At 67.0% G+C, this 14,180-nt stretch carries 13 protein-coding genes; 5 read left to right on the top strand and 8 right to left on the bottom strand.

The window, feature by feature from the left end; translation table 11 throughout:
- Positions 1–2 precede the first annotated feature (2 nt).
- Positions 3–977, bottom strand: coding sequence for a diacylglycerol/lipid kinase family protein (locus AC4GYS_RS01470; RefSeq protein ID WP_491107340.1), 975 nt, complete (start codon positions 975–977; stop codon positions 3–5).
- A 176-nt stretch (positions 978–1,153) separates the two neighbouring features.
- On the opposite strand from AC4GYS_RS01470, the gene lptF reads away from it, so the two are divergent.
- From lptF to AC4GYS_RS01455, 3 genes are read left to right on the top strand one after another with little or no spacing between them, the layout of a single operon-like run.
- Positions 1,154–2,377 carry an LPS export ABC transporter permease LptF gene (lptF, locus tag AC4GYS_RS01465; RefSeq protein WP_491107339.1) on the top strand — a complete coding sequence of 408 codons (1,224 nt, stop codon included), beginning with the start codon at positions 1,154–1,156 and terminating at the stop codon, positions 2,375–2,377.
- On the top strand, positions 2,374–3,471 hold the full coding sequence (gene lptG, locus AC4GYS_RS01460; protein WP_491107338.1) for an LPS export ABC transporter permease LptG: 1,098 nt from the start codon (positions 2,374–2,376) through the stop codon (positions 3,469–3,471). Before lptF ends, lptG begins: the two co-directional genes overlap by 4 nt.
- 35 nt (positions 3,472–3,506) lie before the next feature.
- Positions 3,507–4,160: a DsbA family protein gene (locus tag AC4GYS_RS01455; RefSeq protein ID WP_491107337.1), complete on the top strand. Its 654-nt coding sequence runs from the start codon at positions 3,507–3,509 to the stop codon at positions 4,158–4,160.
- Between the two features lie 6 nt (positions 4,161–4,166).
- Here AC4GYS_RS01455 and AC4GYS_RS01450 read toward each other — a convergent pair whose 3' ends face one another.
- The 5 genes from AC4GYS_RS01450 to AC4GYS_RS01430 form a co-directional block, all read right to left on the bottom strand.
- The gene (locus AC4GYS_RS01450) at positions 4,167–5,261 is read right to left on the bottom strand and encodes a fatty acid desaturase family protein (protein ID WP_491109339.1); all 1,095 of its coding nucleotides are present in this window, start codon (positions 5,259–5,261) and stop codon (positions 4,167–4,169) included.
- 78 nt (positions 5,262–5,339) lie between these two features.
- The gene (locus AC4GYS_RS01445) at positions 5,340–5,903 is read right to left on the bottom strand and encodes an anthranilate synthase component II (protein WP_491107336.1); all 564 of its coding nucleotides are present in this window, start codon (positions 5,901–5,903) and stop codon (positions 5,340–5,342) included.
- Positions 5,900–7,381, bottom strand: a complete 1,482-nt coding sequence (locus AC4GYS_RS01440; protein ID WP_491107335.1) for a chorismate-binding protein — start codon at positions 7,379–7,381, stop codon at positions 5,900–5,902. The genes AC4GYS_RS01445 and AC4GYS_RS01440 overlap by 4 nt, the downstream gene beginning before the upstream one ends.
- Positions 7,378–8,394 (bottom strand): 3-deoxy-7-phosphoheptulonate synthase, encoded by a 1,017-nt coding sequence (gene aroF, locus AC4GYS_RS01435; protein WP_491107334.1) that lies wholly within the window; start codon positions 8,392–8,394, stop codon positions 7,378–7,380. The genes AC4GYS_RS01440 and aroF overlap by 4 nt, the downstream gene beginning before the upstream one ends.
- A 325-nt stretch (positions 8,395–8,719) precedes the next feature.
- The gene (locus AC4GYS_RS01430; RefSeq protein ID WP_491107333.1) at positions 8,720–9,124 is read right to left on the bottom strand and encodes a UrcA family protein; all 405 of its coding nucleotides are present in this window, start codon (positions 9,122–9,124) and stop codon (positions 8,720–8,722) included.
- A gap of 78 nt (positions 9,125–9,202) precedes the next feature.
- Here AC4GYS_RS01430 and AC4GYS_RS01425 point away from each other — a divergent pair, with 78 nt between their 5' ends.
- On the top strand, positions 9,203–9,442 hold the full coding sequence (locus tag AC4GYS_RS01425; protein ID WP_491107332.1) for a hypothetical protein: 240 nt from the start codon (positions 9,203–9,205) through the stop codon (positions 9,440–9,442).
- A 151-nt stretch (positions 9,443–9,593) separates the two neighbouring features.
- Here AC4GYS_RS01425 and AC4GYS_RS01420 read toward each other — a convergent pair whose 3' ends face one another.
- Complete coding sequence (locus AC4GYS_RS01420) at positions 9,594–9,842, bottom strand: hypothetical protein (RefSeq protein WP_491107331.1); 249 nt, start codon at positions 9,840–9,842, stop codon at positions 9,594–9,596.
- 140 nt (positions 9,843–9,982) lie between these two features.
- Here AC4GYS_RS01420 and AC4GYS_RS01415 point away from each other — a divergent pair, with 140 nt between their 5' ends.
- Positions 9,983–12,805, top strand: a complete 2,823-nt coding sequence (locus AC4GYS_RS01415) for a M16 family metallopeptidase (protein ID WP_491107330.1) — start codon at positions 9,983–9,985, stop codon at positions 12,803–12,805.
- On the opposite strand, the gene AC4GYS_RS01410 is transcribed toward AC4GYS_RS01415, so the two are convergent.
- Positions 12,802–13,980, bottom strand: coding sequence for a BaiN/RdsA family NAD(P)/FAD-dependent oxidoreductase (locus AC4GYS_RS01410; RefSeq protein ID WP_491107329.1), 1,179 nt, complete (start codon positions 13,978–13,980; stop codon positions 12,802–12,804). The two genes, AC4GYS_RS01415 and AC4GYS_RS01410, sit on opposite strands and share 4 nt — an antisense overlap.
- Between the last annotated feature and the right edge of the window lie 200 nt (positions 13,981–14,180).

The following is a 14,180-nucleotide window of genomic DNA, read 5'->3' as shown; positions in this document are numbered from 1 at the left end:
ACTCAGGCGGCAAGCCGAACGAACGACAGCGGCTGGGCTCGCGACAGGTGGATGGGATGGCCGAGGTTGGCGGTGAAGGTCTCGCCGTCGAGGATAACGCTCGACCGTTCCCCCTCGATGCTGATCTCGTCGGCTTCTTCCACATGAACGCCACTGAGCTTGCCCTGGCCCAGCCGGCCGGCGAGCCCCGCGAACAAGCCGCGAATCATGGAGGACGGCCGCTGTTCGATCGCGACCATCTTGAGCCGGCCGCGCTGCTCTCCCCGCAACTCGCCGCCTAGCAGCAGCTTCTCGAGCGTCGTGACCGCCAGCAGTGCGAAGCGCCCGTTGATCGCGCGTCCGGCCGGAACCGATACCAAAAGCGGGCTCGGTTCGGGCGGCAGGAAGCCGGCCTTCAGGCCGAACAGTCCGCGCAACATCACCGCCACCGCCGTGATGAAATGGCTGATGCCGTTGGGCAGGCCGAGCGGGTAGATCCGGTTGCGGCAGTAGAGCATCGTATCGGCCAGGCCCGCGCCCCCTAGGAACATCCCGATCACCGGGTGCTGGGTGTCCGCGCCGCATCGCAGCGCGATGAGCTCGCGTTCGACGAGGTGGGGCGCCATGTCGCTGCGGGCGATCTCCAGCAGTCGCTCCAATGCGACGATCGGATCGCCTTGTGCCCCGAGGTCCAGCGCGATGAGGTTGGTCTTGCCGTTCGGAAGCACGGCGACAGGCGGAGTCGAACCGCCGAAATGCCCGCCATTGTGCAGCTCGGTCAGAGCACCCTGGACGGTGCCGTCGCCACCGTTGATGACCAGCATGCGCGGCCGGATGCGGGCGATGGTGCGCATCGCTTCGCCGACCTGCTCGACCTGCTCGACCTCATAGTGGAAGATGTCGGGATGCTCGGCACAGAAGGCACGGATACGGGGCAGCTGGCGCAGATTACCCGTGCTGCGAGGGTTGGACAGAAGGGCGATACGGCCGGCGCTCATCTTCAATTCACCTTCACCGCCAGAGAAAGAGCGCCCTTCCAGCCAATAATCCGAATGCCATTCGCCATCGGTTCGCTATAAGCCTGTCCAGAAGCCGGCCGGGAACGATCCCAGCCTTTCATCAACCTTCCTGCCCGCGATTTGCGGCCAAAACATGGTGTTAGAGCAACTTAAACGTGGGTAGCCTGTCGCTGATCGACCGCTACGTCGCCAAGAGCGTGGCCGTGCCCTTGCTGGGCACGCTGCTGATCGCCGCGATGCTGCTGGTCCTCGACAAGATGCTGCGGCTGTTCGATTTCGTGGTGAACGCGGGCGGGCCGGTCAGCGTCGTGTGGCGGATGCTCGCCAATCTGCTGCCGGAATATTTCGCGCTCGGAATCCCGATCGGGCTGTTGCTGGGCATCTTGCTGGCGTTTCGCAAGCTGGCGATGAGTTCCGAGCTGGACGCGCTTCGTGGGATCGGTTCCGGCTTTGGACGCCTGCTGCGCGTACCCTATTGGTATGCCTTCGTCCTGCTGCTGCTGAACCTGTTCATTGTCGGCTGGCTGCAGCCGTGGACCCACTATGGGTATGAGCGGCTTCGCTTCGACCTGCGCTCCGGCGCGTTGGGGGCCAGCCTGAAGGTCGGCGAGTTCAATACCCTGTCCAAGCGCTTCACGCTGCGGATCGATCGGTCGGAGCGCAACGGCACGCAGTTGCACGGCATCTTCGTGCAGGTCGACGACAAGTCCGGCACCAGCGTGGTCGCCACGGCCGAGCACGGGCGATTCCTGTCGACCGACGATCCGGACACGATCCTGTTCCGGCTGGAGCGCGGGCGGCTGATCCAGTCGAACCCGAGCTTCGTCACCCCCCGGACCCTGGCGTTCGAAAGCTATGACCTGCCGATCACGCTGCCGCGGGTGGACAGTTTCCGCGCGCGCGGGGATGCCAGCGACGAGGTCGATGAAAAGACGCTGCCGGAGCTGATCGCCGAAAGCTATGCCGGTGCGGCGGCATCGGGCGAAGCGCAACTCGCGGCCCGTGCGAACCTTCATTTTCGCCTGGTGGAGGTGGTGATGATGCTGTTGCTGCCGCTGCTGGCGGTGGCGCTGGCGATCCCGCCGAAGCGAAGCTCCTCGTCGCTTGGGATCTTCGTCGGGATCGTGATGGTGGTTGCCTACCACAAGATCAATCAGTGGGCGGAGGCGACGGGCGCGCGCGGGAACATCCCGCCCGAGATCGCCTTGTGGATCCCGTTCTTCATCTTTGCCGGCCTGATCGTGTGGATGTACTGGACGATCGCTCGCAAGCCGGGAGGGCAGCCGATCGGCGCGCTCGAGCGGGGCGCGGCAAAGGCCGGCAAGGCGATCGGGCGACTGCTGCCCCAGTTCGGTCGCGGGGCCGAGGCGGGCGCATGATCAACCTCGATTTCTTCCCTTCCCGCCGGCTGGCGCTGTACACGGTCAAGCTGTTCCTGACCCGGACCTTTGCGGTGCTGCTGGCGCTGGTGCTGGTGCTGATGACGCTCGACCTGTTGGGCGAGAGCGGCAAGATCCTGGCAGTCGAGGGTAATGGCGAGGCAGAACTGTGGCGCTATGTCGCGCTGCGGGTTCCGATGCTGATCAGCCGCTTCCTGCCCTTTGCGGTGCTGCTTGGCACGCTCATCACCTTTACAACCCTGAACCAGAACAGCGAGGTCGTCGCAATGAAGGCGGCCGGACTGTCCGCGCACCAGATCCTGGCGCCGCTGATCGTGGCCAGCCTGTTCGTCGCCGGCGCGTCCTTCGCGTTCAACGAGCGCGTGGTCACCAAGGCGACCCGGACCGTCAGCGCCTGGGACGACAATGACTATCGTCCCTTGCCGCCGGAGAGCGGGGTTAAGACCAATGTGTGGATCATGGACGGAGACGACCTGGTCCGAGCGCGGCTGGTTGTGGGTCGAGGCGCCGCCACCCGGCTCGAGCGGGTCGAGATCTACGAGCGGGAGGGCAACCTCATCGAGCGGATCATCCGGGCGGAGACCGCTCGGCCGGACGGCGACGGCTGGCTGCTGCGGAACGTCGGCGTATATAGTTCCAGCATGAACCTGTTGCGGCGGGTCCCGGCCATGCGGGCGATGGAGGGCGTCGAGCCCGCTCGCCTGACGCTGGCCAAGGTCGACCCGGAATCGACCGACTTCTTCACGCTGCGCCAGTCGCTGGACGATCTGCGCGCGTCCGGCCGGCCGACCGCGACCGTGGAATCCGGTCTGTGGCACAAGCTTGCGGCGCCGCTGTCATCGGTGCTGATGCCGCTGCTTGCCGCCGTCGCGGCGTTCGGCCTTGCGCGCTCCGGCAAGACGTTGCTGCGGGCGGTGATCGGGATGGCGCTTGGCTTCGGCTATTTTGTGGCCGACAATTTCAGCCTGGCGATGGGCAATGTCGGGGCCTACCCGCCGTTGCTGGCCGCCTGGGCTCCCTTCTTTCTGTTCCTGCTGATCGGCGAGACGGTGCTGATCAGAAGCGAGGAATGAGCCCCGTTCCGCCGTCGCCCACGAAGGTTATCGCCATGCTGTCCCTGCTTCTGCTTGCTGTTGCTGCTGCACCCACCAAGCCTGCCGCCGCTGTTCCGCGCAACTGGACGTCCATGGTGGCGACCACTCCGGTCGGCTGGCGGGTCGGCAATCCGGCAGCGCGCCTGAAGCTGGTCGAATACGGCTCCCTCAACTGCCCGCATTGCGCGCATTATTCGGAGTTCGCGACCGCGCCGATCATGGCCGCGGTGAAAGGCGGCCGGGCGAGCTTCGAATATCGGCCGTATCTCATCTTCCCGCATGACGTTGCCGCGACCCTGATTGCTCGCTGCGTGCCGGCGGGTCGCCGCTTCGGCTTCATCGAGGATTATTACCGGGCCACCGGTGCCTACACCGACAAGCTGCGCGCGGCCGACCCGTCCGAGCTTGCCGCCGCGCGCGAGGCTGGCGCAGCGACCTTCAACCGCAAGCTGGTCGCCGTCAGCGGCATGAGCCAACTTGCCGCCCGCTATGACCTGACCCCGGCCGCGACCAATCGGTGCGTCGCTGATCAGGCGGGCTTGAACTGGCTGCAGGCGGCCTATGGCAAGGCGCAGGCGGCGGGCGTCAAGGGAACGCCGGCCTTTCTGCTGAACGGGAAGCCGGTGGAATTCAGCAATGCCGCCGAACTCACCGCCCTGCTGAAATAGATTTCGCTAGCGCTGGCCGAGCGTACTGCGCGCTAGTCTGACGACCAGCGGCGTCAGCGCCCGGTGGTTGGTCACGTGAAACGCGCTGTCCGCGCCCAGCGCGCCACTCAATCGACGATGGGCCTCGCCCAGATTGTGATAGGGCACGCCCGGCAACAGGTGGTGCAGCGCGTGATAGCGCAGGCCAACGGGCGCCCACAGGGCGGGCAGCGTGGCTGGCGGCGGAACGTTGACGCTATCCAGATACTGCGCCGTCACGCTCATCGGCTCGCCCTCGTTCTCCCACAGATGCGCAACCAGCGTCCGCACCTGATTGAGGAACAACACGCCCGACGTGATGCACAGCAGGATCAGCAATGCGCGCGGCGGGATCACTCCGCTGATCGCCAATGCGCTGAAGGTCATTGCCCACAGGCTGCAGGCCGTTTCCAGCCGAATCCATTGCCGGCGGAACTCACCCTCGGGTGGCCGGCGGCGGAAATGCGGATTGATCTGCAACCCGGAATAGCGCTCCACCACCAGCTTGCGGAGCGGCGGGATCAGCAGCGATAGCGGCGTCAGCACGGCAAAGCGGACCAGCAGCACGATTGGCGCCAGCGCCGCCGCCACCAGGAACAGCGGCAGGGTCCAGGGCTTCATCAGCGCCAGCGGCAGATACTCGGGATCCTCGACCGTGCCGTAGCGAGTTTTGGCATGGTGCATGTTGTGGATGCCCTCGTACAGAAACGAAGGCACCAGCAGGGGTACGCCGATCAGGAAATTCCAGGCGCGGCGGAAACCGGGCAGCTGGCTGTGCTTGATATGGGTTAGCTCATGAATGAAACTGCCCAGGCGATACAGGGCCAGTGTTGCCACGATGCCGGACAGGACCATGTCGAGTGTCGACGTTATAACCAGGGCAGCCCCCAGCGCCAGGTAGCCAAGCACGGCCGAACCGATGAGATCGGCCCAATAGATGCGGCGGTCGGGCGTATTGAGGTCGCGCGTCAGGTCGGCGGCCGCACGCAGCATGGCACGGTCGTCCGAGCGCGCATCGACACGCGCCTTGCCGGCAACGGGCTGATCCGCAGCCCGTGCGAGGCCGCCATTCGAAAGCGTCATCTGTTGCATAGGAATAGGTGGAGTTAAGATGGGATTGGGGCCTCAACAAGGCGAACGGCCACTCCAAGGCGCTTGCCGTCAGATTTTCAGCAGATTGGCGAGCATGGCATCGCCGGGGGTCGTCAGGATGCTTTCCGGATGGAACTGGACCCCGGCCTGGCGGGCGAGCGGGTCGGAAAAGGCCATCACGGTGTCTCCCGTCCTTGCGTGAACGGTGAAACGGGGCGGCAGGCCGGCGACGCCAAGCGAGTGGTAACGCGCCACACGCAGCGGGCTTGGCAGGGCGGTGAATGGTCCGGCGCCGTCATGGTCGATCAGCGTCGCCTTGCCATGCACCGGGTCCGCCGCGCGTCGCACCTTCGCTCCGGCCTCATGCGCGATGGCCTGGTGGCCAAGGCAAATGCCCACCAGCGGCACCCGGCCCCTGGCCATGGCGATCAGATCGAGGCAGCAGCCCGCGTCCTCGGGTCCGCCCGGCCCCGGGGAAAGCATCAGCAAACTGTCCGACTGCTCGGCCTCGGCCATCGCGGAGGCGGCAGCGACCGAGTTGCGCAGCACCCGGACGTGGGCGCCGAGCCGCCTCAGGCTTTCGACCAGGTTGAAGGTGAAGCTGTCCAGATTGTCGATCAGCAGGACGTTCATGCCGCCAGCACTCCCAGCAGCGCGCTCGCCTTGCGGCGGGTCTCGTCCGCTTCCGCCTGCGGCTCGCTGTCATGCACGACGCCTGCGCCGGCCCTGACCTCGGCAATGCCGCCCGCGACCAGGGCGGAGCGGATCACGACAGCGGTGTCCATGTCTCCGCCCGCGTTGATCCAGCCCGCCGCGCCGCCATAAGGGCCGCGGCCGGTCGTCTCCAGGTCACGGAGCAGCTGCATGGCGCGAAGCTTGGGAGCGCCGGTCAGCGTGCCGACGTTCAGGCAGGCGGCAAGCGCGTCGAACGCATCCAGGCCGATGCCAAGCTTGCCCGTCACCGACGAGACCAGGTGCATGACCCGGGCATAGCGTTCCACGGTCAGCAGTCGCGTCACGCGCCGGGTGCCCGACAGGCTGATCCGCGCAACGTCGTTGCGGGCAAGATCGACCAGCATCATGTGTTCGGCCAGTTCTTTGCTGTCGAGCCGCATTTCGGCCTCGAGCCGGTCGTCCTCGTCCGGGGAGGAGCCGCGCGGGCGCGTGCCCGCGATCGGCTTGATCTCGACGCTGGTGCCCGCACCGTCGCGAAACAGGCGCACGCTGGTTTCCGGACTGGCCCCAAGCAGGGTCCAGCCGGGGCCGGAGAAGAAGAAGCGATAGCTGGTCGGCTCCACCTCGCGAAGGTCGACGAAGGCGGCAAACGGGTCGGCGCAGGGGGCCGAGAAACTGCGCGACGGGACGATCTGATAGACATCGCCCGCAGCGATGGCGTCCTTGGCGCGCAGCACCACAGCCTTGAAGGCCTCGTCATCAAGGTCGGCGGTGATTTCCGCCAATCCTTGGGCTGGGGGCGTGGCCACGCGGCTGGGCGCGGTCGGCCGGGACAGCAACTCCTCCAGGCGACGGGCGGCGTCATGTTGCTGGCGCGGGTCCGGCCCAAACGCCGGGCACAGCAGCCGGGCCCCGCCGGACGGTTCGACCACCGCCAGGCTGTCGGGCACCCAATAGATGAAGTCGGGAAAGCCCAGCGGATGGGGCGCACCGTCGGCCAATTCCTCGCCGAACGCGGCTTGGTCGAAACCGCTGATGCCGAGCAGCAAGGCGCCAAAAGGGTCGGCAGCGCTCAAGGGCGCGGCGCAGCGCAGCAATCCGCGAAGGGCGTGCAGCGGGGCGGGCGCCAGCAGCCGCTCCTGCGGGTCGAGACTGGCCGGCACCGGATAATGCAAGCGCAGGGTATCGCCGGGCGGCAAGTGCAAGCGCGCCGCGAGCAGGTCGAGCAAGGCTCGGCCATTCGCGCTGAGCGCCTCCAGCAACACCTCTCCACCTCGCGCCGTCGCCCGCACCGCCGCGGCCGTCATCACCAGGGTCCGGCCGTCATTGCCTTCGAAGATCGCGGTATCGGGCCGGGTCCCCCCGTCGGTCGCGGCCGAATAAAAGGCGAGCGGGTCGAACTCGCGCTCTACCCGCCGCTGGATGACCTCGCTCATGGTAGCGGTCGCCCGACGGCGGCGGCGACGGGGCGGAGCGAGTTCATCAGGCGTGCGAAACCGGTCGGGTCGAGCGATTGGGCACCATCGGACAGGGCTTGCGATGGGTCGCGGTGGACCTCCACCATGATCCCGTCGGCGCCCGCCGCGACCCCGGCCAGCGCCATGGCCGGAACCAGGTCGCGGATCCCGATACCGTGGCTGGGGTCGACCACGATCGGAAGGTGGGTCTTGGTCTTCACATAGGGTACTGCGTTGAGGTCCAACGTGTTGCGCGTGGCGGTTTCGAAGGTCCGTATGCCGCGTTCGCACAGGATCACCTGCGACTGGCCGGCGGCGAGCAGATATTCGGCCGCCAACAGCCATTCCTGGATGGTGGCGGATAGGCCGCGTTTCAGCAGAACGGGCCGTCCCGCCTTGCCGACCGCCCGCAACAGCGCGAAATTCTGCATGTTGCGCGCCCCGATCTGCAGCGCGTCCGCCTGCGCGGCAACCGCCTCGATATCCGCGGTGTCCATCACCTCGGTCACCACCGGCATCCCGAGTTCGTCCGCGACTTCGCGCAGGATCGAGAGGCCGGCCGGACCATGTCCGGCAAAGCCGTAGGGCGACGAGCGCGGCTTGTAGGCGCCCGCACGAAGGATCCGGGCGCCTGCCTCCTTGGCCGCGACCGCGCTATCGTAAAGCTGTTCGCGGCTTTCGACCGCGCACGGCCCGGCGATCACCGCGAGGTTCGCGCCACCGACCGGGACACCGCCGACGTGGACCACCGTATCGTGCGGGTGAAGCTCCCGGCTGACGAGCTTGTACGGCGCGAGGATCGGCTTGACGCTTTCCACCGCCGGGTCGCTGTCGAGCGCGAGGTCGTTCAGGACGCGCTCGTCGCCCAGCGCACCGAGCACCACGCGCTCGCTGCCGGGCATGTGCAATGGCTTCAGCCCGGCCTCCTCGATCCGGGCAAGCAGGCGCGAAGCGCTGTCGGCGGGGGCGTCGGGCTTGAGGACGATGATCATGTGGGAAACTCGCTGGCTGAAGAGGCAACAAAAAACCCGCCGGGTCGCGGCGGGCTGGCTGAACACAGAAACCTCGAAACGAGGCGGACGTCAGGCAGGCGCGCCGGGCAGGTGCTCGGAAAGCCAGCGCCACCAACGCACGGCGGCCGGAGCGGCAGCAGAAACGGTGCGGGTGGTTTGAGCGGTCATCGGGGGAGGTGTTAGGCGGGCTCGGCGCCGACGGTCAAGCGGCTCTGCAGGCGGTGCATGCGACCAAGGGAGAGCGATTGGGCCGAGGTGGCGCGCCCGGGCAGGTCGGGCGGCCGAGATTTACTCAAGCGGTCGCTTACTGGGCGATGCCGCGGATGGCGATTGCCACCGGGGCAATGCTGGTCGTGCCGTTCGTCGCCAGCTGCTGCGCCCGCTCGATGGCCTGGGCCATTTGCGGACGAGCACCGTCCCAGGCGAAGTCAACGCATTCGCCGTAACGGCTGCGAGCCGAGCGATCGCGATGCGGCTCGCAAACGTAGCGAACGGCGCGCGAGACGCGGCGGTCCAGGCTCTTCTGTCCAGGCGCGCTTGCCAGATTGAGGTCGGCGTACGAAACGCCGCGGCTGAGCGACTCGCCGTCCTCGTCGGCGTATACGGTGACGTCCTTGGCATGTGCCGAGCTGGCCGCAGCCGTCAGCGCGCCTGCGGAAGCCAGCAGCGCTGCCGAGAAGGCGAGCAGGTGCTTGGCGGTATTCGTCATGAGATGAACTCCTGTTTCGATCCCGACCTGCTGGCCGGGAACAGGAATGTTTATGCGCTCGGGTGATGGCGTCCGCATTTGCCGTTCGTTGCGGTCTTCGACGGCAGTCTGCGGATCGACAAAAGGCCGAGGGGTGTCGACAGAGCGGCAGCGCATGTCGACGGCTGGTGGCACCAACGGCGGTGGCTCGACCGCCCGGCGATCAACGGCGGCAGCGAGGCCGCCGCCCGGCAGTCAGGCGGCCTGATTCGTGTGCCGGTCCAGGGCGTCCAGGTAACGGCGCAGCAGGCATTCGTGAGCGTGACGCGCCTCTGGTGACGCTGCGCGCTCGACCGCCAGCCGTTCTTCGCTAAGCCGCCGGCTCAAGTAATCGCGATCCGTCTCCATACACCTTACCCCGCTGAAATTACGGGCAAATATGCCCGCGGGGAACGTGCGGATCTATAACAAATATTAGGCGGAGTGCCCGCTATTCGCCGTCGAGCGGAAGCGTGTCCTCTTCATAAGCGACGCCCGCCGCGCTGCCGGCCGCATCGGCCAGCGGCTCGCCCTCGATCGCATCGCGGGCGGCGAATTCCGCCGCGATTGCTCCCTCGGCGGTTCCGGCGAGCTTGGACGGGCTGCTCAGCGGATGCTCGTTCCCGAACTCGGTATCGTCGGTGGTGACGGCCGCGGGGTCCTGTTCCTCGGGCGTCGGGGGCTTGCGGTCCTGTTCCATGATCAAACTCCTCCAGTCAGCGGTAACGCGTCAATCGGGCAGGGTGTTCGTCGGCTCGTCGAAAAAGCGCTTGGCAGGCCCGGCACGGCTTGCAAGCGTCGACCGCTCGATTCGTCCTTGGGGGTAAGATACTGATGAGCATGCGTTTTCCTGCCGCGCTTGCGGCTGTTCTGCTGGCGACTTCGGCCCCGGTCCTCGCGCAGTCCGCCCGGCAGGATATCCCCGCCACCGCCTTCACTCAGCGGACCTTGCCCAATGGCCTCAAGGTGATCGCCATTCGCGACACCGCCACGCCCAATGTGACCGTGTCCATGTGGTACGAGGTCGGGTCGAAGCATGATCCGGACAAACGCTCCGGCTTCGCTCATCTGTTCGAGCATATCCTCAGCCGCAAGACGGAGAACATGCCCTACAACACCATCAACAAGATGGTGGACGACGTCGGCGGCACCCGCAACGCGTCGACCTGGTACGATCGCACCAATTACTACGAGATCGTTCCCGCGGAGTATCTGGAACGGATGCTCTGGACGCATGCCGAGCGCATGGCCCGCCCGGTGATCGACCAGGAAGTGTTCAACAACGAACGCAACGTCGTCAAAGAAGAACTCCGCCAACGCGTCCTCGCACCTCCCTATGGGCGGCTGTTTTCGTTCGTGCTCGGTGAAAACGTCTATAATGTGCTGCCGCACCGGCGGCCGACCATCGGGTCGATCGAGGATCTGGACAGCGCCACCCTGGAGGACGCGCGGGCGTTTCACGAGGCTTATTACGGTCCGGATACCGCAACGCTGATCGTGGCGGGCAATTTCGAACCACGACAACTCGATGTGCTGGTCGACAGATATTTCCGCTCGATTCCCAAGCGACCGCGGCCGGCGCCGCTGGCGATCAGGGTGAAGGACAAGCCGCTGACCGGCAGTCGGCAGGTTGTCGCCAGCGGACCCAATGTGCCGTTGCCGGTGGTCGGCACCGCCTATCAATTGCCCGGCGCCGGACATCGCGACATGGCGGCGCTGCAGGTGCTGGAGGGAATCCTGGCGGGCGGCGATCACAACCGCCTCGACACCGCGCTGGTGAAGACCGGTATGTCGACGCAGACGGGCAGCTTCTTCAATGACAGCGAAGAACAGGGTTTCCTGGCTTTGATGAGCTGGGTGGCAAGCGGGAAACAGCCGCAACTGGTCGCTGCGGCGCTGGATGCGGAACTGGAGCGGTTGCGCGCATCCGGTCCGACCCCGGACGAAGTGACCGAGGCCGTCAACGAGTTGCTCGCGGCGGGGCTGGGCGAGCGCGAAACGGCATCGACCCGCGCCTTCACGCTTGGCGAAGGACTTGTCCGGACCGGCGATCCGCGGGCGGCGGACAAGCGGCTGGCGGCGGTCACGCGAGTCACGCCCGAGGATGTGCGCCGGGTCGCCCGCCTTTACCTCGATCCGGCCAAGCGCCTGACGCTGCGGTATGAAAAGGGCGACGGGCAGGCCGCCGGCTGGGCCAACCCGACCCCGCTTCCGACCTTTGCCAGCGTTCCCGCAGCGCGTGGCCCCCAACTGCAGTTGAAAGCCGAGGGAGAGCGGCAACCACCGCCTGCGCCAGGCGCCAAGGCGGCCTTCTCCCTGCCGCCGGTAACGGACACGCGCCTGTCGAACGGCGTCCGGCTGGTGTCGGCGCGAAGCGGGCGCGTTCCGCTGGCGACCTTCAGCATCCTGTTCCGCGCCGGCGCTGCCGTCGACGACCGGGCGCAGGCCGGTCGCGCCGCGCTCGCCGCCACGGTCGCCAAGGAGGGCACCGCCACCCGCACCGGCGACCAGATTGCCTCCAGTCTCGAAAAGCTCGGGGCCAGCCTGACCACGACCGCGGGACCGGACGGGACCATCTTGTCCGTCACCGCACCGACCGCCAACCTTGGCGAGGCGGCGGCGATCCTGGGCGATATCGCTCGCAATGCGACCTTCCCGGAGAAGGACTTTGCCCGAGAGCGGAAGCGGGCGCTTGACGGGTTGCAGGTGGCGCTGAAGGACCCGGGCCAGATCGCATCGATGGCAATGGCGCCGGTGGTGTACGGGGCCGCACCCTATGGCGGTCAGGCCAACGGCACGCCGCAAAGCCTGGCCGCGCTGACCCGCACCGACCTCGCCAACTACCGGCAGACATGGTGGCGGCCCGAACTTGCAACGGTGGTGGTTTCCGGCGGGATCGATTCAGAGCAGGCCCGGACGGTGGCGGAGCAGGCGCTTCGCGACTGGCGGGCCAACGGGCCTGCGCCGACCCCGCCTGCGAGCCTGGCGGGCGCGGAGCAGCCAGCGCGGACTCTTGTCATCGACCTGCCCGGTGCGGGCCAGGCGGCGGTGGTCGCAGTGGCGCGAGGACTGAAGCGCACCGACGCGTCCTATTACAACGCGCTGCTGGCCAATTCAGTGCTGGGCGGGTCCAGCACCGGCCGACTGTTCGAGGAAGTGCGAACGAAGCGGGCATTGAGCTATGGCGCTTACAGCTCGGTCAGCGGCGCGCTCGATCAGGGCGTCGTCGCGGCGAGTGCCCAGACCAAGAACGAAAGCGCGGCGGAGGTTGCCAAGATCTTCCTCGACGAATTCGCCCGCATCGCCCGCGACCCGCTGGACGCCAGCACGGTCACCAACCGCCAGACGCTGCTCGGCGGCAGCTTCCAGCGGCAGCTGGAAACCAGCGCGGGTTTGAACGGGCAACTCGGCGCTGCGATCCTGCGTGGCGTGGATCCGGCCGAGGCGCTGGCCTACGCCCAGCGGATCAATGCCACGACCGGGTCCGGCGCAACCGGAGTGATGGGTCGCCTGCTGCAGCCGGAACGGGTGTCGCTGGTGATCGTCGGCGACAGCGCCAAGTTCATCGACCAATTGCGCAAGCTGCGGCCGGATGTTGAGGTTGTCCCCGCCGACCGGCTTGATCTCGCCACGGCGGCGACCCTGTCGGGCACCGGTCGCTAGGCGCCAATTGCCTGGGCCGCGGCATGGCCGCTGGCCCAGGCCCATTGGAAATTATAGCCGCCCAGCCAGCCGGTCACGTCCACCGCTTCACCGATGGCGTAGAGGCCGGGCACCCTGGTTGCTTCCAGGGTGCGCGAGGAGAGGGCATCGGTGCTGATTCCGCCTGCGGTCACTTCGGCCTTGGCATAGCCTTCGCTGCCGTTCGGGTTGAAGCGCCAATTGGCCAGCCGCTCCTCGGCGGACTGGAGAATGCGGTCCGGCGTGTTGGCGAGTTCGGTTGGGATGTTGATGCGCTCGGCCAGCGTGTCGGCGAGCCTCTCGGGCAGGTGCGTGGCCAGCACGGACGACAGTCGCGCCCGGGGCCGCTCGCGCTTGGCCGCCACCAGCCAGCCCTTCGGTCGGCCGGGGAGAAAATCGATGCCCACAGGATCGCCGCGCCGCCAGTAGCTGGAGACCTGCAGGATGGCCGGCCCGCTAAGGCCGCGATGCGTGAACAGGGCCGCTTCGCGAAAGGCGGCGCCATTGCAGCGGGCTCCAACCGGCGCGGCGACTCCGGACAGCGTGCGGAACAGGGTCTCCTCACCGCCAAGGGTCAGTGGAACCAGCGCCGGACGCGGTTCGACGACCTTGAGGCCGAACTGACGCGCCAGGTCATAGGCGAACCCGGTAGCGCCGAGCTTGGGGATGGACGGGCCGCCGGTCGAAATGACGAGGGCCGGAGCGGTCGCGTCGCCGACCTGGAAGCGCCCATCCGAATGCCGCACCTCGCCAACCGACTGGCCGAAGCGGAAGTGAACGTCGCCCTTCGTGCACTCATCCATCAGCATGGCGACGATCTGTCGCGCGGAGCCGTCGCAGAACAGCTGGCCGAGCGTCTTCTCGTGCCACGCGATGCCATAGGCTTCGACCAGCGCCAGGAAGTCCTGCGGCGTGTAGCGGCTAAGCGCGGAGCGGGCGAAATGACGGTTGGCCGACAGGTAGCGGTCGGGCGCGGTATGGATGTTGGTGAAATTGCACCGTCCGCCGCCGGAGATGAGGATCTTGCGGCCCGGTTCGGGAGCATGGTCGATGACAAGGATTCGCTTGCCGCGCTGGCTCGCCACGGCGGCGCACATCAGCCCGGCGCCGCCTGCCCCGAGAATGATCGCGTCGTAGGCTTCGGCGTGCGGCGGCATGCGGCGGCTCTAGCGCAATGGAGTCGAGGGTCCAGAGCAGGATGCTTTCCGGCAGGTGTTTGCGACGTTCCGCTACGGGCAGAAGACAGGGGCTTTCCACAAAGGCCAGCGGGTAACCGATATCGGCGGGCATGCATCCGGCTTGTGGTACCGCAGGATCGCGGGCAGTAGGGTCGAGGCGAAAACTGGGCAGGGACGGG

The organism is Sphingomonas sp. SP1 (assembly GCF_058313395.1).
Note: the sequence above shows the minus strand (reverse complement) of the source record. Positions and strands in the feature narration are given on the sequence as shown.